General features: G+C 67.2%; 22 protein-coding genes. 7 read left to right on the forward strand and 15 right to left on the reverse strand.

Annotation, left to right across the window (positions count from 1 at the left end; genetic code table 11):
- Positions 1–39 precede the first annotated feature (39 nt).
- From HWY37_RS22000 to HWY37_RS22040, 9 genes are all read right to left on the reverse strand, one after another.
- Positions 40–2022, reverse strand: coding sequence for a nitric oxide reductase activation protein NorD (locus tag HWY37_RS22000; RefSeq protein WP_246302375.1), 1983 nt, complete (start codon positions 2020–2022; stop codon positions 40–42).
- Positions 2023–2024: 2 nt separating this feature from the next.
- Positions 2025–2831 (reverse strand): CbbQ/NirQ/NorQ/GpvN family protein, encoded by an 807-nt coding sequence (locus HWY37_RS22005; RefSeq protein WP_176089851.1) that lies wholly within the window; start codon positions 2829–2831, stop codon positions 2025–2027.
- Positions 2832–2898: 67 nt separating this feature from the next.
- Entirely contained in the window at positions 2899–3936 is a 1038-nt protein-coding gene (locus HWY37_RS22010) for an aliphatic amidase (protein WP_175206863.1), read from the reverse strand.
- Positions 3937–3961: 25 nt separating this feature from the next.
- Positions 3962–4651: an urea ABC transporter ATP-binding subunit UrtE gene (gene urtE, locus HWY37_RS22015; protein WP_175206862.1), complete on the reverse strand. Its 690-nt coding sequence runs from the start codon at positions 4649–4651 to the stop codon at positions 3962–3964.
- Positions 4652–4664: 13 nt separating this feature from the next.
- Positions 4665–5426 carry an urea ABC transporter ATP-binding protein UrtD gene (gene urtD / locus HWY37_RS22020; protein ID WP_176089953.1) on the reverse strand — a complete coding sequence of 254 codons (762 nt, stop codon included), beginning with the start codon at positions 5424–5426 and terminating at the stop codon, positions 4665–4667.
- Positions 5427–5458: 32 nt separating this feature from the next.
- Complete coding sequence (gene urtC / locus HWY37_RS22025; RefSeq protein WP_176089852.1) at positions 5459–6505, reverse strand: urea ABC transporter permease subunit UrtC; 1047 nt, start codon at positions 6503–6505, stop codon at positions 5459–5461.
- A gap of 4 nt (positions 6506–6509) precedes the next feature.
- Complete coding sequence (gene urtB, locus HWY37_RS22030) at positions 6510–7412, reverse strand: urea ABC transporter permease subunit UrtB (RefSeq protein WP_217481286.1); 903 nt, start codon at positions 7410–7412, stop codon at positions 6510–6512.
- Between the two features lie 69 nt (positions 7413–7481).
- Complete coding sequence (gene urtA, locus HWY37_RS22035) at positions 7482–8675, reverse strand: urea ABC transporter substrate-binding protein (protein WP_176089853.1); 1194 nt, start codon at positions 8673–8675, stop codon at positions 7482–7484.
- Positions 8676–9029: 354 nt separating this feature from the next.
- Complete coding sequence (locus HWY37_RS22040; protein WP_176089854.1) at positions 9030–9953, reverse strand: LysR family transcriptional regulator; 924 nt, start codon at positions 9951–9953, stop codon at positions 9030–9032.
- A 101-nt stretch (positions 9954–10054) separates the two neighbouring features.
- On the opposite strand from HWY37_RS22040, the gene pcaD reads away from it, so the two are divergent.
- Positions 10055–10852, forward strand: coding sequence for a 3-oxoadipate enol-lactonase (pcaD, locus tag HWY37_RS22045; RefSeq protein WP_176089855.1), 798 nt, complete (start codon positions 10055–10057; stop codon positions 10850–10852).
- A gap of 5 nt (positions 10853–10857) precedes the next feature.
- On the opposite strand, the gene HWY37_RS22050 is transcribed toward pcaD, so the two are convergent.
- Positions 10858–11760, reverse strand: coding sequence for an NAD(P)/FAD-dependent oxidoreductase (locus tag HWY37_RS22050; RefSeq protein ID WP_176089856.1), 903 nt, complete (start codon positions 11758–11760; stop codon positions 10858–10860).
- Positions 11761–11884: 124 nt separating this feature from the next.
- Here HWY37_RS22050 and folB point away from each other — a divergent pair, with 124 nt between their 5' ends.
- Together folB and ttcA are read left to right on the forward strand one after the other, a co-directional pair.
- Positions 11885–12244 (forward strand): dihydroneopterin aldolase, encoded by a 360-nt coding sequence (gene folB / locus HWY37_RS22055; RefSeq protein ID WP_013391106.1) that lies wholly within the window; start codon positions 11885–11887, stop codon positions 12242–12244.
- A 2-nt stretch (positions 12245–12246) separates the two neighbouring features.
- The gene (gene ttcA / locus HWY37_RS22060) at positions 12247–13215 is read left to right on the forward strand and encodes a tRNA 2-thiocytidine(32) synthetase TtcA (RefSeq protein ID WP_175206856.1); all 969 of its coding nucleotides are present in this window, start codon (positions 12247–12249) and stop codon (positions 13213–13215) included.
- A gap of 68 nt (positions 13216–13283) precedes the next feature.
- Here ttcA and HWY37_RS22065 read toward each other — a convergent pair whose 3' ends face one another.
- The 5 genes from HWY37_RS22065 to apaG form a co-directional block, all read right to left on the reverse strand.
- A complete protein-coding gene (locus HWY37_RS22065) occupies positions 13284–14240 on the reverse strand; it encodes a D-2-hydroxyacid dehydrogenase family protein (RefSeq protein WP_175206855.1) in 957 nt (318 codons plus the stop codon).
- Positions 14241–14302: 62 nt separating this feature from the next.
- Complete coding sequence (locus HWY37_RS22070) at positions 14303–15100, reverse strand: DsbC family protein (protein WP_175206854.1); 798 nt, start codon at positions 15098–15100, stop codon at positions 14303–14305.
- 151 nt (positions 15101–15251) lie between these two features.
- Positions 15252–16421, reverse strand: a complete 1170-nt coding sequence (locus tag HWY37_RS22075) for a UbiH/UbiF family hydroxylase (protein ID WP_176089857.1) — start codon at positions 16419–16421, stop codon at positions 15252–15254.
- On the reverse strand, positions 16418–17722 hold the full coding sequence (mltA, locus tag HWY37_RS22080; protein ID WP_176089858.1) for a murein transglycosylase A: 1305 nt from the start codon (positions 17720–17722) through the stop codon (positions 16418–16420). The genes HWY37_RS22075 and mltA overlap by 4 nt, the downstream gene beginning before the upstream one ends.
- 38 nt (positions 17723–17760) lie before the next feature.
- A complete protein-coding gene (apaG, locus tag HWY37_RS22085; protein ID WP_039882644.1) occupies positions 17761–18135 on the reverse strand; it encodes a Co2+/Mg2+ efflux protein ApaG in 375 nt (124 codons plus the stop codon).
- 129 nt (positions 18136–18264) lie between these two features.
- Between apaG and rpe the strand changes: the two genes are divergently transcribed.
- The 4 genes from rpe to HWY37_RS22105 all read left to right on the forward strand — a co-directional run bounded on the left by rpe (position 18265) and on the right by HWY37_RS22105 (position 22121).
- Positions 18265–18993 carry a ribulose-phosphate 3-epimerase gene (gene rpe / locus HWY37_RS22090; RefSeq protein WP_175210842.1) on the forward strand — a complete coding sequence of 243 codons (729 nt, stop codon included), beginning with the start codon at positions 18265–18267 and terminating at the stop codon, positions 18991–18993.
- 15 nt (positions 18994–19008) lie between these two features.
- A complete protein-coding gene (locus tag HWY37_RS22095; RefSeq protein WP_175210844.1) occupies positions 19009–19716 on the forward strand; it encodes a phosphoglycolate phosphatase in 708 nt (235 codons plus the stop codon).
- Positions 19717–19975: 259 nt separating this feature from the next.
- Positions 19976–21496 carry an anthranilate synthase component I gene (gene trpE, locus HWY37_RS22100; protein ID WP_176089859.1) on the forward strand — a complete coding sequence of 507 codons (1521 nt, stop codon included), beginning with the start codon at positions 19976–19978 and terminating at the stop codon, positions 21494–21496.
- A gap of 58 nt (positions 21497–21554) precedes the next feature.
- A complete protein-coding gene (locus HWY37_RS22105; RefSeq protein WP_013391096.1) occupies positions 21555–22121 on the forward strand; it encodes an aminodeoxychorismate/anthranilate synthase component II in 567 nt (188 codons plus the stop codon).
- Positions 22122–22133: the final 12 nt, after the last annotated feature.

Raw genomic sequence — 22133 nt, forward strand, 5'->3', positions numbered from 1 at the left:
CAGCCGCAGCCGCCGTCAACACGAGGATTCCTGGGGTCATCACAGCACCGTCCGGGCGTAGGCGCGGACCAGCGCCTGCGGCAACGCCGCCGGGTTCGTCACGATCCGGTAACCGCGGAAACCGAACATGGCACGCAGCTGCGGTTCCGCCTTGGCGTCCAGCGCGACGCAGTGCACGCGCACGCCGCGCCCGCGCAGTGCCAGCACCGCCTCGCGCGCGTCGTCCACCAGATAGCGCGGATCGTGCGCATCCACGTCCGACGGTTCGCCATCGGTCACGACGATGATGGCGCGCCGCTCAAGCGGCGCAGCCTGCGCCAACGCGCCCGCATGCCGCAGCGCCGCGCCCAGGCGCGTCGAATAGCGGGCCTGGGCCGCGCCAATGCGGGCCAGCGCCGCCGCCGTTGGCCGCCCGCCGGCATCCAGTAGGCGGTAGTAGTGCACCGCAGTCCGCGTGTCGGAGCAGAACCCGTGCACCGCAATCCGGTCTTGCGCGCCGGGAACCGCCTGCGCCAGCAGCATCGCGGCCTGTTTCTCCAGGTCCAGCACGGTGGCTGCGCCGTCGGGCGTGCGGTCGTTGGCCGAGGCCGACAGGTCCAGCAGCACCAGCGTGCTGCTGGAACAAGGCTGGCTGCCTGGCCGCATGAAGTAGCGCGCGTCCGGCGCCAGATCGAGGCGGCGGTCGATCAATACCTCGATCGCCGCGTTCAGGTCGATGTCATCTCCTTCCCATTGCCGCCTCAGGCGCCGCGCCCGGCTGAACCGGCGCGACTGCGGCAGGGCCAGACGCTGCGGGGCGGCGGCGGAGGCTTGCGGCGCACTCTCGCTCCAGCCGGGCAACCTCTCGATCACGGTGCACCAGTCCGGCCGGCTGCGGCCCAGCTTGTAATCCCATTCGGGGTAGCGGTAGCGTCCCAGTTCCGTTTCGCTGGCGGCTTGCCCGGGATCATCCTGGCCATCCATCCGGGCGTCGGGCGGCTGGGGCGATACGCCTTGCGATCCCAGCGCAAGTTCGGGAGGCGGATCGGCGGCTTCGCCGTAGTCCCACAGATAGGCGTTGTCGTCGCGGTACGGGACGGGCACAGCGTACTGCTGCGGATTGAAGCGCACCCGCATCTGCCCCAGGTCGTTCGCCAGCACCGAGGCCAGGCGGCGAAAAGCCGCCGTGTCGCGCAGGTCGGTGGCCTGCGCCTCGAACAAGGCCCGCGCCTTGTTCACCCAGTGGTTGTCATCGCGCAGCGACGGGTCCATCAGCAAGCGGCTCATGCGCTGGATCAGCGCCGCGAATCCCAGGTCCGCGGGATCGGGCGGCGGCGGCACGAAAGGCAGGAACCAGCGGCGCACGCCGGGATAGTCGGCCGCCAGCAGCCGCTCCACCCGCGCATCCTCGATGGCGGACACCACCGCCACGCCCATGGGCTTCAGGCTCAGGACCGGCTGCGCAGCCGGCGAATAGCGCAGGTGGGCGGCGGCATGCGCCACCGCCGCGAGGTACAGCGTCCAGCGGTCGGCGCCATCCAGCACGGTGTAGCTGTCCGGCAGCAGCAGGTGCGAAGGCCCCAGGATGGGACGCGAAGGCGGGCCGTCGAGTTCGGGGCGGCGCAAAGGCTCGACCGTCATCCCCCGGCCCGAAAGGCCGCACAACAGCCACGACAGCCTGGCCTGCGCGGCTTCCACATCCTGCGCGCCGGCTTCGCCGTGCAAGGCCTCGCGCGCATAGGCGTCACGCAGCTGGAAATAGGCGCGCTGCAACGCCGGCTGACGCTCGTAGCGCCGCAGGCCCGCCAGCATCCAGCGTCCCAGCCCCCCGGCCGTCAGCCGCGCCATCAGCTGGTCCAGCCGGTCCGCCACGGCCAGCGCGCACTCGGCGTCCTCGCCGCGCAGCGCCTCGATCCAGCGCCGCGCCTCGGCGGCCTGGTCCTCGCCGCTGCGTGCGGCCAGACGGCGCAGCTTGTCGTCCAGCGTGTCTTCCAGGCGCCTGCCGGCGCCGGCCCCCTCTCCCGCGGACACGATGGCTCGCATGTTCATTCCAGATTCGCGTCGACCAGCGCGCGCAGCGCCGCCGCCATGTCCGGATCGTCGGTCAGCGCGCGGGTCATCGTCATGTCGCAGCTGTCGGCGGGGCTGACGCCATCGCGGATCAGGATGCCGGCATAGATCAGCATGCGGGTGGACACGCCCTCGTCCAGCCCGTGGCGCTTGAGTTCGCGCGAACTGTGGGCGATGCGCACCAGGCGGCTGGCCAGCCCGGCATCGATGCCGGCCTCGTGCGCCACGATCTCGGCCTCGCGCTCCGGCTCCGGGTAATCGAAATCCAGGGCCACGAAGCGCTGCCGCGTAGACGGCTTGAGATCCTTGGCGCTGCTCTGGTAGCCCGGGTTGTAGGACACCACCAGCTGGAAATCGGGATGGGCGCGCACCACCTCGCCCTTCTTGTCCAGCGGCAGGATGCGCCGCGCGTCGGTCAGCGGATGGATGACCACCGTCGTATCCTGGCGCGCCTCGACGACCTCGTCCAGGTAGCAGATGCCACCATGGCGCACGGCCAGCGTCAGGGGACCGTCATGCCAGGCGGTGCCGTCGGCGTCCAGCAGGTAGCGGCCCACCAGATCGGACGCGGTCATGTCCTCGTTGCAAGCCAGCGTGACCAGCGGACGGCCCAGTTTCCAGGCCATGTATTCCACGAACCGCGTCTTGCCGCAGCCGGTAGGGCCCTTCAGGATCATGGGCAGGCGATGCGCGTACGCATGCTCGTACAGCGCGGTTTCCCGTCCCGTGGGGCGGTAGAAGGGTTCTTGCGCAATCCGGTAGGTATCGAGCGTAGACGGCACGGTTCATGTCCTTGGGAAGCTGCCGTCCGGCGCCTGGCCGGACGGACGGGATGGGCGGCGGCCGCCCTCAGCGGTGCTTGGCGGCCTCGTTCGGGATGCCTTCCATCGGGCACTCCGGCGTTCCCACCGTGGACCGGGTGAAGGATTCGACCATCTTGCGCGTGCCCTCCGGGTCGTTGATCCAGTTGGCGTAGAAGTTGTACGGGCAGGCGGCGACGCCGGTCGCTTCCTCGCCGGAATTGATCTTGCCGGTGTAGCCGCGGTGCACCAGCTTGAAGAGGTGGTTCTGCGACTGCATGTTCTTGCGCGCGTCGCGGATCAGGCTGGTGGACAGCTCGGCGTACTGCACGCCCATGTCTTCCTCGCCGCATTCGCCCAGGGTGCGGCCGTCGAAACCGATGATGGCCGAGTGGCCGAAGTAGGAATACACTCCATCGAAGCCCGCGGCGTTGGCCACCGCCACGTAGACGTTGTTCATCCAGGCCATGGCCTTGGACACCATGACCTGCTGGTCCTTGGCGGGGTACATGTAGCCCTGGCAGCGCACGATGAGCTCCGCGCCGCGCATGGCGCAATCGCGCCAGATCTCGGGGTAGTTGCCATCGTCGCAGATGATGAGGCTGATCTTCAGGCCCTTGGGTCCTTCCGACACATAGGTGCAATCGCCGGGGTACCAGCCTTCGATGGGCACCCAGGGCATGATCTTGCGGTACTTCTGCACGATCTCGCCCTTGTTGTTCATCAGGATGAGCGTGTTGTAGGGCGCCTTGTTCGGGTGTTCCTCGTGACGCTCGCCCGTCAGCGAGAACACGCCCCAGACGTTGGCCTTGCGGCAGGCGTCTGCGAACACCGCGGTTTCCTCGCCCGGTATGGCCGACGCGGTCTCATACATTTCCTTGGCGTCGTACATGATGCCGTGGGTGGAGTACTCGGGGAAGATGACCAGGTCCATGCCGGGCAGGCCGCGCTTCATGCCCACGACCATGTCGGCGATCTTGCGGGCATTCTCCATCACCTCCGCGCGGGTATGCAGCCGCGGCATCTTGTAGTTCACGACGGCCACGCCCACGCAATCGTTGCTGCTGGAGATATCTCCGTGTCTCATGACAATGCTCCTCGGTGGATGACGGTCATACCGTCAGGAAAGATCTGACCTTGTCCTGGTCCAGGTTCTCGCGGCAGGCTTCGTGCACGATGCGGCCCCGGTCTATCACCAGGAACCGGTCGGCCAGGTCCAGCGCGAAGCCCAGCATCTGCTCGGACACGACGATCGCGAAGCCGCGTTCCTCGCGCAGCGCGTTCAGCACGCGCGCGATGTCCTTGATGATGGAAGGCTGTATGCCCTCGGTCGGCTCGTCCAGTATCAGCACGCGCGGATCGGAAATCAGCGCCCGGGCGATCGCCAGCTGCTGCTGCTGCCCGCCGGACAGGTTGCCGCCCTTGCGCCGGCGCATCTCGTGCAGCACGGGAAAAAACCGGTACAGGTACTCGGGAACGGCCTTCAGTCCGCTGCGCTCGGCGCCGGTCAGGATGTTCTGTTCCACCGTCAGGAACGGGAAGATCATGCGGCCCTGCGGCACAAACGCCAGGCCGTTGCGCACGCGCTGGTAGCTTTCCATGCCCGCCAGTTCGACGCCGTCCAGGCGGATGCTGCCCGAGCCCGAGCGCAGCATGCCGATCAAGGCCTTGAGCAAGGTGGTCTTGCCCATGCCGTTGCGGCCCATGATGGCCACGGATTCGCGCGGCGCCACCTCGAAGCACACATCGTGGACCACGTGGGACTCCCCGTAACTGACGTTCAGCTTGTCGATCCGGAACACGGCGCTTCCTCCTTCAATGGCCCAGGTACACGTCGAGCACGCGCGGATCGGCCTGCACCTCGGCCACCGTGCCTTCGCTCAGCAGCCGGCCCTGGTGCAGCACGGTGACCTTGTGCGCGATGCGCTTGACGAAATCCATGTCGTGCTCGATCACCACCATGGATTTGCCGCGCGAGATGCGCGCCAGCAGCTCGGCCGTCTGCTCGCGCTCGCGCGGACTCATGCCGGCCACGGGCTCGTCCAGCAACAGCAGCTGCGGGTTCTGCATCAGCAGCATGCCGATCTCCAGCCACTGCTTCTGGCCGTGGCTCAGGCGGCCCGCCTTTTCCGCCAGCCGGTCCGCCAGGAACACCTGCGCGGCCATGGCCTGTATGCGTTCGCGGATCTCCGCCGTGCGACGGAACCGCAGCGAGCGGAAGACGCCGTGCGCGTTCGGCAGCGAGATCTCGAAGTTCTCCAGCACCGTCAGGTCTTCATAGACCGACGGCGTCTGGAATTTGCGCCCGACGCCGGCGCGCACGATGTCGAATTCCGCCATCCGCACCAGGTCGCGGCCCTGGAACATCATGCGGCCCGACGATGGCCGGGTCTTGCCGCAAATGATGTCCAGCAGCGTGGTCTTGCCCGCGCCGTTCGGGCCGATGATGACGCGCAGCTCGTCCTGCGCCACGCGCAGGCTGAGTCCGTCGACGGCGCGGAACCCGTCGAACGAGACCGTCAGGTCCTCGACGCTCAGGATGGCGCCAGGCGCCGGACGGTCGCTGCTCATGTCCATGCTGGCGGACTCCTGCAGGTCCAGGGCGGCGCTCATCGCGCGCTCCCTGCGGCGCGGCGCGCCTGGATCTGGCCGAAGATCCCCGCCAGCCCGTTGGGCATGGCGACGACCACCACGATGAAGATCGCGCCCAGGAAGTAGAGCCAGACCTCGGGAAACGTCTCGGACAGATAGGACTTGAGAAAACCGATCAGCAAGGCGCCCACCACCGCCCCGGGAATCGACAGCCGCCCGCCGACCGCGGCGTAGATCACCATCTCGATCGACGCCACCACGCCTATGGCTCCCGGCGAGATCAGGCCCACCTGCAAGGTGAAGAAGGCGCCGCCGATGGACGACAGCACCGCGGCCACCGCAAAGACGCAGGCCTTCACGTGCGCGGTGTCGTAGCCCGAGAAGCGCACGCGGTCCTCGCGGTCGCGGATGGCGATGAGGATCTTGCCCAGGCGGCTGCGCACCACCGCCAGCGCCGCCAGCATCGCCACGACCAGCGCGCAGGCTTCGATGAAGTAAAGCACCAGCTTGCCGTCATCGCCGACGATGTCCCAGCCCAGCAGGGTGCGGAAATCGGTGATGCCGTTGGCCCCGCCGGTGTCGCCCTGCTGGCCCACGATGAGCACGGTCAGCGTCATCGCCAGGGCCAGTGTCACGATGGCGAAGTACACGCCGCTGACCCGCTTGCGGAAGATCGCCAGCGAAAACAGATAGGCGGCCAAGCCAGGCAGTGCCACGATCAGCAACAGCGTCAAGGTCAGCGAATGAAACGGCTGCCACCACACGGGCAGGCTGTCCACGCTGCTCCACACCATGAAATCGGGCAGCTCCGGCGCGGAGGCCTCCAGCTTCAGGAACATGGCCATCATGTAGCCGCCCAGCCCGAAGAAGATGCCTTGCCCCAGGCTCAGCACGCCGCTGTAGCCCCAGGTCAGCACGATGCCTATCGCCACGAAGGCGAACGCCATGTATTTGCCGACCAGGTTCAGCCGGAACGGGTCCAGCGACAGCGGCAGCACGGCCAGAATCAGCGCCGCGACCAGCAGGATGGCAATCTCTTCGGTTTTCCGGTGCAGGGCCTTCATCGCGTCATCCCCGAGTCTTGTTGGCGAACAGCCCGTTCGGGCGGAAGTAGAGAACCAGGATCACCAGGACCAGGATCGTGACCTTGGCCATCGAGCCGCTCATCAGGTACTCCAGCGTGGTCTGGGACTGCGCGATCGCCAGTCCGGAGAAGGCGGTTCCCAGCAGGCTCTGCACGCCGCCGAACACCACCACGATGAAGGAATCGACGATGTAGAGCTGACCCGTGCCCGGGTTGGTCGACCCGATCATGGTGAAGACGCAGCCTGCGATGCCCGCGAGGCCGGAGCCCAGCGCGAAGGTCAGCGCGTCCACGCGCCGCGTATTGATCCCGACGGCGCCCGCCATCGCGCGGTTCTGCGTGACCGCGCGCACCCGCAAGCCCCAGGCGCTGCGGTACAGCAGCAGGTACACGCCCACGGCCACCAGCAGCGTCAGGCCCAGGATGAAGATGCGGTTCAGCGGAAACTGCAGATCGGGCGTGGGCTCCCATGCGCCGCTGAGCCAGGAAGCCAGCGGCACGCTGACCTCCTGCGCGCCGAACAGCGAGCGGTAGGCCTGCTGCAGGATCAGGCTCAGGCCCCAGGTCGCGAGCAGCGTGTCCAGCGGACGGTTGTAGAACCAGCGAATAAAGCCCCGTTCGAGCAAGTAGCCAAACGCGAAGGTGACCAGGAAGGCCAGCGGTATCGCCAGGAACAGGTAGATGTCCATCCATGCCGGGGCCCAATGGTGGAATGCCAGCGAGACCAGGTAGGTGGTGTATGCCCCCATGGCCATCAGTTCGCCATGCGCCATGTTGATGACGCCCATCAGGCCGAACACGACGGCCAGGCCGATCGCCATCAACAGGAGAATGCTGAACAGGCTGATGCCGTTGAATAACTGCATTGCCGCAATGTCGATATTCATGGTCACGTTCCAGGCTATGCCGGCGGCAGCGCCGCCGGCCATGGGCTTGCCAGCGCTCGCGGATGCCAGCTACAGCTTCGGGAAGGGATTGGGCTCGATCAGGTCGGCCGACTCCCAGACGATGTCGAACTGCCCGTCCGGCCGCGCCCTGCCCACGCGCACCTTCTTCCACACGTGATGGTTGGTCTCGTGCACGCGCACCGTGCCCTCCGGCGCCTGCAGCGTCAGCCCGGCCGACGCCGCGATGACCTTGTCGGGATCGAACGAGCCGGCCTTCTCCACGCCGAGCTTCCACAGGTGCACGCTGTTGTAGGCGACCTCCATCGGATCGCCGATGACGCGGTCCTGGCCGTACTTGGCCTTGAAGGCCTTGACGAATTTTTCGTTGGCCGGATTCTGCAGGCTCTGGAAGTAGCCCATGCAGGCGTAGTAGCCCGCCGCGTTGTCCTTGCCTATGCCTTCAATCTCGTTCTCGGACACCACCGTGGACAGGAGCACGACGCGCGTGCCGTCCAGCCCCGCCGCGCGCAGCTGCTTGTAGAAGGCCACGTTGGAGCCGCCGACCACCGTGCTGTAGATGCAGTCCGGCTTGGCCGCCTTGATCTTGTTGATGATGGACGAGAACTCGGTGTGTCCCAGCGGCGCATATTCCTCGCCCACCACCTTGGCGTTCATGTGCGCGATGGCCGGCTTGGCGATCTTGTTGCAGGTGCGCGGATAGATGTAGTCGGAGCCAACCAGGAAGAAGGTCTTGCCCTTCTCGCGCGCCATCCATTCAACCGCGGCGATGACCGACTGGGTGGCCTCCTGCGAGGGATAGAACACCCGGGCATCCTGCTCCTGTCCCTCGTAGTACGTGGGGTAGTACAGCAGGCCTTTGCTGCGCGCCAGCACCGGCAGCAGCGCCTTGCGCGAGGCCGAGGTGTAGCAGCCCACGATGGCCGCGACCTTGTCGCGGTCCAGCAGCTTGCGCGCCTTCTCGGCGAACACGGCGTTCTCGCTGGCGCCGTCCTCGACCACTGGCTCTATCTTCCGCCCCATCACGCCGCCCGCGGCGTTGATCTCTTCGATCGCCAGTTTCTCCGCATCCACCAGCGATGCCTCGGCGATGGCGATGGTGCCGGACAGGGAATGCAGCAAGCCCAGTTTGACGGTGTCTTGGGCATAGGCCTGGCGGGGCAAGGCTGCCATCCCCGACGCGGCGCTCAGTAGGACCATGGAGCCGCTGTGCTGCAGAAAGCGGCGGCGGTTGTATACGCTCATCGTTGCGCTCCTGTGCGTTTCTGAAGGCAAGCCTCCGGCTGGGGCTTGCTTGCAAGCCCTGAGCTGCCCGGGATTGGGCAGGCGCCTTTGCCGACCACATCACGACGACAGCCGTCCGCCCGCAGCGTCCTCGTTTCTTCAGGCAAAGCTGCGCCCACGGCGCATCGAAACGCCATTCGAAGAAAAGCGATAGACAAACGGAAAACGAAAAGGCCCGAGCCGGATATTCCGGCTCGGGCCTTTTTGCCCTACGCCTGACTGGCAACACTGGCAGTCGGCGAAAATTTGAAGACGAACTCGCGTCTGGAAGGCATTCTGAAGAAGCGTGTGGCGCTATGCCATGCGTATTTTCCCTTAGCGGCCGCGGCTCGACGCCAGCGCGCGGCGCAAGGCCGGCGCCGCTTTCTGCAGGTACTGCCACAAGCGGTTCGACACTGGTCCTTGCGCGCGGTCCGTGCGCCGCGCCGCCACCAGATCCTCGACGCTGCCCGGCAGATGGCGGTTGGCGATCGAGAGCAGGCGGCCGTCGCGCAACTCGTCCTCGACGAGGAAGCGCGGCATGTGGCCCCAGCCCATGCCTTGCACGATGATTTCCTTCTTCATCAGCTGATCGGCGACCGTGCATTGGCGCGCGCCTTCAACCGTGAAGTAGTCCTGCTGCGGCGTATGCCTGGCGGTGTCGCGCATGACGCATTGCGTGTAGTCGCGCAGCAGCGCCGGCTTGATCGCGCGCGGCATGGGCCCGCGCAGAAAGCCTGGCGCCACCACCGGCACGAAGGGCACCTTGGCCAGGTCGACCCATTCGATGCGGCCGTCGCTCTTGTCGACGCGATGCAGGATGAGATCGGCCTCGCCGTCGTACAGGCGTTCCTGCGGCCCCGCCACGGCCTCGAAGTGCAGGTCCAGGCGCGTGGCCGGACAGTCCGCGAAAAAGCGGCTCAGCAAGCCCAGCACGTAGGGCCGCGGACAGAAATCGCCGATCACGATGCGCAGCTCGGTTTCCTCGCCCATGGCCAGTTGTTCGGCATGGGCGCGCAAGGCGTTCAGCTCGCGCAGCAGCGACTGCGCGCGCACGTGGAATGACTGCCCGGCCGCACTCAGGCTGACGCGATAGCCGCTGCGGTCCAGCAGGGCCAGGCCCAGTTGCCGTTCAAGCTTGGCCACGGCAGCGAACACCGCGGGATGCGAGCGGTGCAGCGTTGCCGCAGCGGCCTGGAAACCGCCGGCCCGCGCCACGGCGTCGAAGCATTGGAGATCGTGCAGCGTGAACTCGCTCATGTCTGTTTTTCCGACAATGATTGTGCGAACTTTGTAATTTTTTCTTGATCGACGTGCAACTACGATTTGCCTCACACCCAACCATCAAGAGGCAAACCATCATGCAAGACATTTCCTGGTTCACCGCCGGCGACGGCGCCCGCATCGCCTACCGTTACGACGGCGCCGCCAACCTGCCCACGCTGGTGCTGGCAAACTCCATCGGCACCACGCTGCACATGTGGGACGCGCAGATTCCCGCGCTGACCCGTCACTTCCGCGTGCTGCGCTACGACTACCGCGGCCATGGCGCGTCCAGCGTGCCGCAAGGCCCGTATTCGCTGGACCGGCTGGGCGGCGACGTGCTGGAGCTGATGGACGGGCTGGGCATCGAGCGCGCGCATTTCCTGGGCTTGTCACTGGGCGGCATCGTTGGCCAATGGCTGGGCGTGCATGCGCCGCAGCGCGTCGGCCGGTTGATCCTGAGCAACACCTCGGCCTATCTGGGACCCACGCCGCAATGGGACGAGCGCATCGCCGCCACGCTACGGGCGGACGACATGTCCGAAACCACCGCGACCTTCCTGAAGAACTGGTTTCCCGCGTCCTGGCTGCAGGAGGGCAACCCCGCCATCGAGCCATTCCGCGCCGTGCTGCTGAACACCGACAAGCATGGCCTGGCGGGCGCATTCGCCGCCGTGCGGGATTTCGACCTGCGCCGGACCATCGCCCTGATTCCCAATCCGACCCTGGTCATCGCCGGCCAGCACGACACGGTCACGGCGGCCAGCCATGGCGAGCAGATCGCCGCCGCCATTCCGGGCGCCAGACTGTTGACGCTACCCGCCGTGCATCTGACGAACGTCGAACTGCCGGAAGCGTTCGAGGAGGCTGTCCTGTCGTTCCTGCTGGAAGGCTGAGCGCCCTACTCGCCGCCGCGCTCCCAGCGCCGCTGGATGGCCTTGGCCGCCACCACGCCGTCGGCCATGGAGGTCACGACGCAGGGATGCATGCGGTGGGCCACCTCGCCCACCGCGTAGATGTCCGGCACGCTGGTCTCGGCGGTGGCGAAGTCCGTGCGGATGTAGCCGCGCTCGTCGCGGGCCAGGTGCAGGCTGTCGGCAAAGCCGGCCTGGGGCTCCCAGCCGTAGAAGACCAGGATCAGGTCGTACTGCCTGCCGTCCACGCTGCGGTTGGCGGGATCCACCTTGTACGGGCCGATGTGCACGCCTTCGCGGCCGGCGCGCGTCACCCACTGCTGCTGGGCGCGGACGCTGCGGGCATACAGATGGACCTGGCGGGCGCCGCGGTTGCGCACATAGACGTAGTTCTCGAAGGCGTTGTCGCCCCCGCCCAGCACTGCCACGGACAGGCCGGAATAGTCCTGCGCCACGATGGGCGAGCCGGGGCCGATCAGCACGCCCGGCCAGGACGCGCCAGGCGGATGGTCAGGCAGGCCCTTGGCGCGCACGCCGGAGGCGATGACCAGGGTGCGCCCGCGCACCCGCGATTCGGCGCCGTCCGGGCCGGCCAGCGTGGCCTCGATGCCGCCCTTGCAGGGACGCACCCCGGTGACTCGGGTTTCCAGGCGCAGCGGCACGCCGGCGGCGCGCACGCTGGTGTCGATATTGGCGGCGACCTGCTGCCCGGTCACGCCGGGCAGCACGGCGATCCAGTCATCCGCGAACGGATTGTCATTGCCCAGGCCGCCGAGCCGGGGACCGGCCTCGACCAATAGCGGGGACAGGCCCAGGCGCGCCAGCCATAGGGCGCAGGAGGCGCCGGCCGGGCCGCCGCCTACAATGACCGAATCGTGCATCTGTTGCATTTCACCCCTTATTGACTGCGCCCGCGCCTCGCGGGCGCCCGGATATGGCCGGATTGTAGCCAGCGCGCCGCGGCCATTCCGCCGCCGCCTTACAATTCCGGGCTACCCCACCCAGGTTTTCACCATGCCTACACGCCGCATCATTCTTTCCGGGCTCGCGCTCGACGCCCGCATCGGCATCCTCGAGCACGAGCGCCGCGCCACCCAGCCCCTGCACGTCGACGCCGAATTCGACGTGGACATCCAGCGCTCGGTCGACGACCACGACATCCACAGCGTGCTGGACTACCGCCGGCTGCGCGAGGCCATCGTGGAAGAATGCACGCAGGCGCACGTGAACCTGATCGAGACCCTGTCGGAACAGGTCGCGGCGCGCCTGCTGGCCGACTTCCAGGAAATCCGCGCGCTGCGCCTGCGCATCAGCAAGCCCATGGCCTTTTCCGACTGCGCGGCGGTGGGCGTGGAAATCCAGATCACGCGTTGACCATGAACGACATAGCTACCCCCGAGGTGCGCTTTCGCACCGAAGCCGAAGAAAAGGCCCGCCACGAAGGCAACAAGCTGACCAAGCGCCTGGCCCGCGAAACCACGCGCGCCCTGTCCGACTACAACATGATCGAAGACGGCGACCGCGTGATGGTCTGCCTGTCGGGCGGCAAGGATTCCTATGCGATGCTGGACATCCTGCTGCAGCTGCAGAAGCGCGCGCCCTTCAAGTTCGAGCTGATCGCCGTCAACCTGGACCAGAAACAGCCGGGCTTTCCCGACCACATCCTGCCCCAGTACCTGACTGAACTGGGCGTGCCCTTCCACATCGAGACGCAGGACACCTATTCCATCGTCACGCGCGTGCTGGAAGAGGGCAAGACCATGTGCTCGCTCTGTTCGCGCCTGCGCCGCGGCATCCTGTACCGCGTCGCCTCCGAGCTGGGCGCGACCAAGATCGCGCTGGGCCACCACCGCGACGACATCCTGGGCACCTTCTTCCTGAACCTGTTCTATGGCGGCAAGGCCAAGGGCATGCCGCCAAAGCTGGTGTCGGACGACGGCCGCCACACGGTCATCCGCCCCCTGGCCTATGTGCCGGAAACCGACCTGATCGCCTATGCGGAGCTCAAGCAGTTCCCCATCATTCCCTGCAATCTCTGCGGTTCGCAAGAGAACCTGAAGCGCAAGGAAGTGGGCCGCATGATCAAGGAATGGGACAAGCAGCATCCGGGCCGCTCGTGGAACGTGTTCAACGCGCTGTCGCGCGTGGTGCCGTCGCACCTGATGGACCGCGACCTGTTCGACTTTGTGGGCCTGAAGCCCACCGGCGTGCCCGACGCCAACGGCGACACGGCATTCGACGCCGAGGATCCGCAGACGGACGCCGGCGAAGCCTGTGGCGATACCCCGCCCGCGCAGGAACCGGGCGCCATCGTCGAAAAGAAGGTGACGTTCACGCGCGGCTGAAAACCGCGCGCAAACAAAAAAGGCTGCGCAAGCAGCCTTTTTCTTTTGGGCCGCGGCGAATGCGGCCCTTATGCGTTCAGCACCCGGATGGGCTTGCCTGCCTTCCATGCCTTCACCGCTTCCAGCGCGTTCTGGTAGAAGGCTTCGAAGTTCTCGCGGCTGACGTAACCCAGGTGCGGCGTCAGGATCACGTTGTCCAGGTCGCGCACGGAATCGGTGGGCGACAGCGGCTCCTCGGGATAGACGTCCAGGCCGGCGCCGGCGATGCGGAATTTCACCAGTGCGTCCATCAGGGCGGTCTGGTCCACCAGGCCGGCGCGCGAGGTGTTGACCAGGTAGGCCGTCGGCTTCATGGCGGCCAGCGCGGCGGCGTCGACCACGTGACGGCTGCGCTCGGACAGGATCAGGTGCAGGCTGATGACGTCGGAAGTCTCGAAGAGTTCGTGCTTGTCCACCCGCTTCACGCCCGCGGCCTCGGCGCGCTCATCGGTCAGGTTGGGGCTCCAGGCCACCACGTCCATGCCGAAGGCCTGCCCCACCTTGGCCACCGCCGCGCCCAGCTTGCCCAGGCCCAGCACGCCCAGGCGCTTGCCCGCCAGCGGCTCGGGCATGCCCGTCTGCCACATGCCGCGGCGCATGGCGGCGTCTTCGGCGGGCAGGTGCTTGAACAGGCCCAGGATATGCGCCCAGGCCAGCTCGGCCGTGGCGGTGTTGGCGTCGGCACTGCCGGGCGCGCCGCACACGACGATGCCCTGCTCGGCGCAAGCCTGCATGTCGATGGCGTTGTTGCGCATGCCGGTCGTGACCAGGAGGCGCAGGTTCGGCAGCGCGCGGATCCGTTCCGCGGGGAACGGCGTGCGCTCGCGCATGGCGACGATCACGTCGAAGGATTCGAGCGATGGCTCGACCTGCCCTTCGGGAATGTAGTTGTTGAAGATCCGCACCTCGGCGTTGCCGCCCAGCGAGGTCCAATCCGCATAGCGCTTGGCTACGTCGTGGTAATCGTCGAGTATTGCGATTTTCAAGGGTTGTCTCCGGGTGGCATGGCGCCCGCGGCGCCAGCCTCCCGGCCGGCGCCGCGCGCCGGTCAGTTCAAGCGGGCTTTGAATTGATCCAGCGGCAAGGCGCCGCTGACGCGCGAACCGTCTTCAAAGAAGGAAGTGGGCGTGCCGCGCACCATCAGCTTCTGGCCCAGGGCCAGCAGCTTGTCCTCGGGCACGTCGCAATTCGCGGTGGCGGGCTTCTTGCCGCGCAGCATCCAGTCGTCCCACGTGGCGCCCGGATCCTTCGAGCACCACACGTCGCGCACCTTGTCCTTGGAATCCGGCGACAGGATGGGATAGAGGAAGGTGTAGACAGTGATGTTGTCGACGTTTTCCAGGGTCTTGCGCAGCTGCTTGCAGTAGCCGCAATTGGGGTCCTCGAAAATCGCCACCTTGCGCGAGCCGTCGCCCTTGACCTGCTTGATGGCCAGGTCCAGCGGCAACTGGTCGAACGACACGGCGCTCAGGCGCTCCTGCGATTCGCGGGTCACGTCGCGGCGCGTCATGGCGTCGATCAGCGGACCTTCCATGACCCAGGTCACCTTCTCGTCGGTGTAGATCAGGTCCATGCCCAGCTGCACCTCGAACAGGCCATAGGGCGTGCGACGCACGGCCGTCACGTCCATGCCGGTGAAACGCTGCTTGAAACGGTCCTTGACCGCATCCGCCACGGGATCGGCCGGCGCCACCTGGGTGGTGGAATAGCTCTTGTCGCCCTTGGCAGGCTGCCCCACGGACTGCGTGGAGACAGACTTGTCGCCCTGGGCCGAAGCCGTGGCGGACAAGCCCAGGCCCGCGGCCAGGAAACAAGCCGCCAGGGTGGCGGATATGCGGAAATTCATCGGTACTCCTGTACTTGTCTATCGTGTTCCAGCGTGGAAAGGGTAACCGATACGCGCTGAAGCGGATCCGGCCTGCCCGGGCAGGCGCCCCCTTAGCATCAGACAATCCGCCGCCGGGCGAGGTTCCGCCGGCAGATGCGGGCGACGGCGGCTAGTTGGCCGAGGCGCCCGTGATCAGGCGGCGCTTGATCAGCGGCGCCCGTTCCACCCAGTGCATGCCGGCGTTGCGCAGCCAGACCAGCGGCGTCGCCCGGGAGGCGAACAGCTTGTGCAGGCCGTCGGTGGCCAGACGCATGGCCAGCACCGGTTCGGCGCGCGCACGCTGGTAGCGGTGCAGCACGCGCAAATCGCCCGCCGCGCGGTAGGACTCGCGGCCGGCGACGACGCGGGCCAGGGCCTCGACGTCGCCCAGGCCCAGGTTCAAGCCCTGCCCCGCCAGCGGATGCAGGCGGTGGGCCGCGTCGCCCGCCAGCGCGATGCCGGGCGCGACCATCTGGGCGCGTTCCAGCGTCAGCGGGAAGCCGTGCAGCTTGCTGCGGACCTTCAGCGTGCCCAGGCGGCCTTCGGCGGCGTCCGCCAGCAGGGCCTCCAGGCGGGCAGCCTGCTCTTCGGGCGGCAGCGCCAGCAACGTCTGGGCCTGCTCGCTGCGCATGGACCAGACCATGGACACCTGCGGGCCGGCGGAGGTGTCCGGCAGCGGCAGCAGGGCCAACACGCCGTCGTCGCGGAACCACTGGAAGGCGGTGCCTTGGTGCGGGCGTTCCGCGTCCAGGTGCACCACCAGGCCGGTATCGTCGTAGGACACGGATTCATGCTTCAGCCCGGCGGCCTCGCGCAGCGGCGACGCCGCGCCGTCGGCGCCCACGAACAGTTCCGCTTGGATGCGCGCGCCGCTTTCGGTGTCGATGGCGCCGTCTTGGTAGCCCGTGCAGCGGTCTTCCAGCCAGGGAATGCCGAACATGCGAACGGCCTGGATCAGCACGCGCTCGATTTCGCCGGATTCGACGATCCACGCCAGCTGCGGCAGCGCCGCCTGCCAGGCGTTCAGGTTCACCTGGCCGTCGGCGTCGCCGTGGATCTCCATGGCGCTGACCGGCATCAGCCGCGACGCCGGCATGGCGTCCCACACGCCCAGCTCGGCCAGGAAACGCTGGCTGGCGGGCGAAATCGCGTAGACGCGCGGATGGTAGCGGTCGGGATCGGCCGCCGGCACGCTGGCGCGCGGCGCCAGCACGGCGACGCGCTGGCCGCGGCGGGCCAGCGCCAGGGCGGTGGACAGGCCAACGATGCCGGCCCCGCAAACGACAATCTGATGGCTCATCTTGCGCTCGGCTCCCCGGCCTGTTTCGGCCACAGCACCCACATCTGGCCGCGCTGCTTCATGCGGCCAGCCTGCTGGCCGGCGTCATCGCCGTAGCCCCAGTAGAAGTCGGCGCGGGCGGCGCCGCGGATGGCCGTGCCCGTGTCCTGGGCCAGCACCAGGCGCTGCAGCGGCCGGTCGGAGGCCGGATAGGTGGTGGCCAGGAACACCGGCGCGCCCAGCGGCACGAAACCGGCGTCGACCGCGATCGAGCGCATCGGCGCCAGCGGCACCGCATAGGCGCCCTTGGGCCCTTGTTCCGGATCGACCACGGCCTCTTCGCGGAAGAACACCACCGCCGGATTGGCGTTCAGCATTTCCGGCACGCGCTTGGGATTGCGCTGGGCCCAGGCGCGGATGTTCTGCATGGAGGCCTGGTCGGCGGTCAGTTCGCCGCGATCGATCAGCCAGCGGCCGATGGACGCGTAGGGCTGGCCGTTGTGGTCGGCGTAGGCCACGCGGATGGTCTTGCCGGAATCGGGGCCTTCGGTCAGCTGCACGCGGCCCGAACCCTGCACCTGCAGGAAGAAGTTGTCCACGGGGTCGTCGACCCACACCAGCACGGGCGGACGGCGGCCGGACGATTCGATGGCGGCGCGCGTGTCGTAGGGAACCACGCGCTTGCCGTCCAGCTTGCCGCGCACGCGCTTGCCCGCCAGTTCCGGATAGATCGAACCCAGGTCGATGGTCAGCAGGTCGGCCGGCACGGAATACAGCGGCCATTGGTGGCTGCCGCCCTGGCGGCGCGAGCCGCGCACCAGGGGCTCGTAATAGCCCGTCACGGTATTGCTGGCCGGCTTGCCGTCGGCGGCGTTCAGGCGCCAGGGCTGCAGATAGGTCTGGAGGAAGCGGCGCACGCCCTCGCTGTCGCCGGCGGCCGGAGCGCGGGCCGGATCGGCGGCGGCGGCGCAAACCGGCTGCCAGGCGCGGGGCGTGGCGCGCGCGGGCGCGGCCAGGTTGCCGCTGGTGGGCCGCATCAGCCCGCGGCAGTTGCGCAGGAACAGGGGCCAGAACCGCGACAGATCGTCATTGGTCCAGCCCGGCATTTCGGCCCAGGTGCCGGCCTTGTACTTGCCCGCCAGCGCGCGCGGCGGCGTGTCGGGCAGGGCCGACAGCGGCGGCACCACCAGCGGGCCGTCGGCCGCGGGCGCGGTCGCACCGGGAAGGCCGGACGAGGAACCGGAGTCAGGGGGAATGTCGGAGGGGGTGGAACATGCCGCCAGCAATACGGACAGCACGGACAGACTGAGAATGCGCTTCATGAGCAAATAACAAAACAGGCGGCTGATGGCCAGGCCATTCAATGCAGGGTACGCGGCATGGCCAGGACGAATTCGGAGATCGGCACTTCGAACGGAATGCCGTTCTCGCCGACGCAGTGGTAGGTGCCGCGCATCGTGCCCACCGGCGTGGGCAGGGGACAGCCGCTGGTGTATTCGAAGGTCTCGCCGGGCGCCAGCAGGGGCTGCTGCCCGACGATGCCCAGCCCGCGCACTTCCTGCACGCGCTGGTTGCCGTCGGTGATGATCCAGTGGCGGCTGATCACCTGGGCGGGATGCTCGCCGGTATTGGTGATGCGGACGGTATAGGCGAACACGAACTGCTGTTCGCCGGGATCGGACTGTTCTGGCACGAAGCGCGGAGAGACAGAGACGCTCAGGTCGTAAGGTTTCACAGTCCTTCCCTGTGTGGTGCTGGCAGGCTGCCGGGGTACGGCGCCGGACCCTAGAAAAGACGCAGTTTCCGGACCTGCCGGACCGGGCCATTCCCGGTACCGCGCCTCAAACTGCAATAATGGCACATTATGCCCTCCCCGATCCCGAACATCATGTCTACCCAACAGGCTTCCACTCGCATCACCCCCAGCATCCTGTCGGCCGACTTCGCCCGCCTGGGCGAGGAAGTCCGCAACGTCGTCGCCGCCGGCGCCGACTGGATCCACGTGGACGTGATGGACAACCACTATGTCCCCAATCTGACGATAGGCCCGATGGTATGCGCGGCGATCCGCCCCCACGTCACGGTGCCGATCGACGTGCACCTGATGGTGGAACCCGTGGACGACCTGGTGCCGATGTTCGCCAAGGCCGGCGCCGACTACATCAGCTTCCATCCGGACGCCAGCCGTCACGTCGACCGCACGCTGTCGCTGATCCGCGAAAACGGCTGCAAGGCCGGCCTGGTGTTCAACCCCGCCACCCCGCTGTCCTACCTGGACTACGTGATGGACAAGGTCGACCTGGTGCTGATCATGTCGGTGAACCCGGGCTTTGGCGGCCAGGGCTTCATCCCGGCGGCGCTGACCAAGCTGCGCGAGGCGCGCGCCCGCATCGACGCCTGGACGCAGGCCGGCGGCCAGGAAATCATGCTGCAGGTGGACGGCGGCGTGAAGATCGACAACATCGCCGAAATCCGCCGCGCCGGCGCCGATACCTTCGTGGCCGGCTCCGCCATCTTCGGCAAGCCGGACTACGCCGGCATCATCAAGTCGATGCGCGAACAGATCGCCATCGGCGAAACCACCGCCATCTGAGCTCCGGGAACCGACATGACCGCTTTTCGCGCCGCGCTGCTGGACCTGGACGGCACCCTGCTGGATTCGATTCCCGACCTGGCCTTCGCCGCCAACGCCATGCGCGTGGAGCTGGGCATGTCGCCGCTGCGCGAAGACGTGGTGGCCACCTTCGTGGGCAAGGGCGTGGACAACCTGGTGCGCCGCAGCCTGGCCGGCAGCCTGGACGCGGCCGACCCTTCGGCCGCCGAATTCGACGTGGCCCGCGCCGCCTTCTATCGCCATTACCACCTGTCCAACGGCGAAAAGGCGCAGATCTATCCCGGCGTCATCGACGGCTTGAAGCTCATGCGCGAGCAGGGCCTGAAGCTGGCGGTCGTCACCAACAAGCCCACCGAGTTCACCCTGCCGCTGCTGCAACGCACCGGTCTGGCGGGCTTTTTCGATGCCGTGGTCTGCGGCGACACCTGCGAGCGCCGCAAGCCGGATCCCGACCAGGTGTTGCATGCCTGCGACCTGCTCGGCATCGCCGCGCAGGAAGCGGTGACCATCGGCGACTCCGTCAATGACGCCCAGGCGGGCCGCAGCGCCGGCACGCAGGTCCTGGTGGTGCCTTACGGTTACAACGAAGGACGGGACGTGCGCGAGCTGGATGTCGATGGTATAGTTGACACGCTAGTTGCCGCCGCCCAGTGGGTCGCGCTCTGGAATCAAACCCGGAACGCGGCAAGAACAGGCTCCTGAATACCCCGGCGGCTCACCGCAAATTCAATACTGAACAAAGCTCAATGAACGTTTCCATCCAGAACCAAATGCTCGGCGCCTCGTGGCGCTGGTGGCGTTTGTCTTCCGGGTGGCGATGATCCCTCCCGGCCCTGGACGCGTATGCCGCCTAGTGCCGTAGCTGTGTAAACACAGAGCCAAGCCCGGAACCAGTAACCTGGACCGGGCTTTTTGTTGCGCGCCTGGTCCGATAGCAGATAAATCGCTCACGAGACCCGACATGACCGAAATCGAATTCAAGGCCCTCGCCGCACAAGGCTACAACCGCATCCCCCTGGTCGCGGAAACCTATGCCGATCTGGACACGCCGCTGGGCATCTACCTGAAGCTGGCGCACTCGGGCCCCCTGGCCGGGCGCATGACCTGCCTGATGGAGTCGGTGGTGGGCGGCGAGCGCTTCGGCCGCTATTCCTTCATCGGCCTGCCGGCCCGCACGGTGATCCGCGCCAGCGGCACCCGCACCGAAGTGCTGCACGACGGCAAGGTCGCCGAGACCCACGACGGCGATCCGCTGGCCTTCATCGAGCAATACCAGAGCCGCTTCAAGGTCGCCCTGCGCCCGGGCATGCCGCGCTTCTGCGGCGGCCTGGCGGGCTATTTCGGCTATGACACGGTGCGCCACATCGAGCCCTGCCTGGGCCCCGCGGTCAAGCCGTTTCCGGCCGGCATGGAAGGCGGCACGCCCGACCTGATGCTGATGCACGTGGACGAGCTGGTCATCGTCGACAACCTGGCCGGCCGCATCTACCTGATGGTCTACGCCGATCCGGCCCAGCCCGAGGCCTACAGCCGCGCCCAGCAGCGCCTGCACGACCTGCGCGCCCGCCTGCGACGCCCCGTGGAAATTCCCTACAGCCACGCCAGCATGCAGACAGAAGAGCGGCGCGACTTCAAGAAGGAAGACTATCTGGCGGCCGTGCACCGCGCCAAGGAACACATCGCCGCTGGCGACCTGATGCAAGTGCAGATCGGCCAGGTCATCGCCAAGCCCTTCCGTGATTCCCCCCTCTCCCTCTACCGCGCCCTGCGGTCGCTCAATCCCTCCCCCTACATGTACTTCTGGAACTTCGGCGACTTCCAGGTGGTCGGCGCGTCGCCGGAAATCCTGGTGCGCCAGGAGCGCGTGGTGGAAAACGGCGAGCCCAAGTCGCAGATCACGATCCGCCCCCTGGCCGGCACCCGCAAGCGCGGCGGCACGCCCGAGGAAGACGCCGCCCTGGCCGCCGAATTGAAGGCCGATCCCAAGGAAGTGGCCGAGCACGTGATGCTGATCGACCTGGCGCGCAACGACGTGGGCCGCGTGGCCCAGGTCGGCTCGGTCAAGGTCAGCGACACCATGGTGATCGAACGCTATTCGCACGTCATGCACCTGGTGTCCAACGTCACCGGCACGCTGAACCCCGGCATGAGCAGCATGGACGTGCTGCGCGCGTCCTTCCCCGCCGGCACCCTGACCGGCGCGCCCAAGGTCGAGGCCATGAAGATCATCGACGAGCTGGAGCCCGTGCGCCGCGGCATCTACGGCGGCGCGGCCGGCTACCTGAGCTACGGCGGCGAAATGGACGTGGCCATCGCCATCCGCACCGGCGTCATCAAGGACGGCACGCTGTACGTGCAGGCCGCCGCCGGCATCGTGGCCGACTCCAACCCCGAAGCCGAATGGGCCGAAACCGAAGCCAAGGCCCGCGCGGTGCTGCGCGCGGCGGAGCAGGTGCAGCACGGCCTGGACGAACCCATCTGAGGCCGGCGCCCCCTACCGGATACATCCGGGCCGCCGGACGGCCCTTCAGGAGAATTAAATGCTGTTGATGATCGACAACTACGACTCTTTCACCTACAACCTGGTCCAGTACTTCGGTGAGCTGGGCGAGGACGTGCGCGTGGCGCGCAACGACCAGATCACCCTGGAAGAGATCGCCGCCATGAACCCGGACCGCATCTGCGTGTCGCCCGGCCCCTGCTCCCCCGCTGAAGCCGGCATCTCGGTGCCCGTGATCCAGGCCTTCGCCGGCAAGAAGCCCATTCTGGGCGTATGTCTGGGCCACCAGGCCATCGGCGCGGCCTACGGCGGCGACATCGTGCGCGCACAGCAGATCATGCACGGCAAGACCGTGCGGATCTCACACACCGGGACGGACATCTTCACCGATCTGCCCACCCCGTACACCGTGATCCGTTACAACTCGCTGACCATAGACCCCGCCACCCTGCCCGACTGCCTGGCCGTGACCGCGACCGCGCCGGACGGCGACATCATGGGCGTGCGCCACAAGACCCTGCCGCTATACGGAGTACAGTTCCATCCCGAGTCGGTGCTCAGCGAGCACGGCCATGCCCTGCTCCGCAATTTCCTGAACCTCGCCTAAGAAGGACGCATC

Source organism: Achromobacter anxifer, from assembly GCF_903652925.1.
Lineage (GTDB): Bacteria > Pseudomonadota > Gammaproteobacteria > Burkholderiales > Burkholderiaceae_B > Achromobacter > Achromobacter anxifer.

Coding starts and splice junctions, on each gene's coding strand:
- HWY37_RS22000 (WP_246302375.1), bottom strand. CDS start 2,022: ATGCGAGCCATCGTGTCCGCGGGAGAGGGGGCCGGCGCCGGCAGGCGC.
- HWY37_RS22010 (WP_175206863.1), bottom strand. CDS start 3,936: ATGAGACACGGAGATATCTCCAGCAGCAACGATTGCGTGGGCGTGGCC.
- urtD (WP_176089953.1), bottom strand. CDS start 5,426: ATGGACATGAGCAGCGACCGTCCGGCGCCTGGCGCCATCCTGAGCGTC.
- urtC (WP_176089852.1), bottom strand. CDS start 6,505: ATGAAGGCCCTGCACCGGAAAACCGAAGAGATTGCCATCCTGCTGGTC.
- urtB (WP_217481286.1), bottom strand. CDS start 7,412: ATGAATATCGACATTGCGGCAATGCAGTTATTCAACGGCATCAGCCTG.
- urtA (WP_176089853.1), bottom strand. CDS start 8,675: ATGAGCGTATACAACCGCCGCCGCTTTCTGCAGCACAGCGGCTCCATG.
- HWY37_RS22040 (WP_176089854.1), bottom strand. CDS start 9,953: ATGAGCGAGTTCACGCTGCACGATCTCCAATGCTTCGACGCCGTGGCG.
- pcaD (WP_176089855.1), top strand. CDS start 10,055: ATGCAAGACATTTCCTGGTTCACCGCCGGCGACGGCGCCCGCATCGCC.
- HWY37_RS22050 (WP_176089856.1), bottom strand. CDS start 11,760: ATGCAACAGATGCACGATTCGGTCATTGTAGGCGGCGGCCCGGCCGGC.
- folB (WP_013391106.1), top strand. CDS start 11,885: ATGCCTACACGCCGCATCATTCTTTCCGGGCTCGCGCTCGACGCCCGC.
- ttcA (WP_175206856.1), top strand. CDS start 12,247: ATGAACGACATAGCTACCCCCGAGGTGCGCTTTCGCACCGAAGCCGAA.
- HWY37_RS22070 (WP_175206854.1), bottom strand. CDS start 15,100: ATGAATTTCCGCATATCCGCCACCCTGGCGGCTTGTTTCCTGGCCGCG.
- HWY37_RS22075 (WP_176089857.1), bottom strand. CDS start 16,421: ATGAGCCATCAGATTGTCGTTTGCGGGGCCGGCATCGTTGGCCTGTCC.
- mltA (WP_176089858.1), bottom strand. CDS start 17,722: ATGAAGCGCATTCTCAGTCTGTCCGTGCTGTCCGTATTGCTGGCGGCA.
- rpe (WP_175210842.1), top strand. CDS start 18,265: ATGCCCTCCCCGATCCCGAACATCATGTCTACCCAACAGGCTTCCACT.
- HWY37_RS22095 (WP_175210844.1), top strand. CDS start 19,009: ATGACCGCTTTTCGCGCCGCGCTGCTGGACCTGGACGGCACCCTGCTG.
- trpE (WP_176089859.1), top strand. CDS start 19,976: ATGACCGAAATCGAATTCAAGGCCCTCGCCGCACAAGGCTACAACCGC.
- HWY37_RS22105 (WP_013391096.1), top strand. CDS start 21,555: ATGCTGTTGATGATCGACAACTACGACTCTTTCACCTACAACCTGGTC.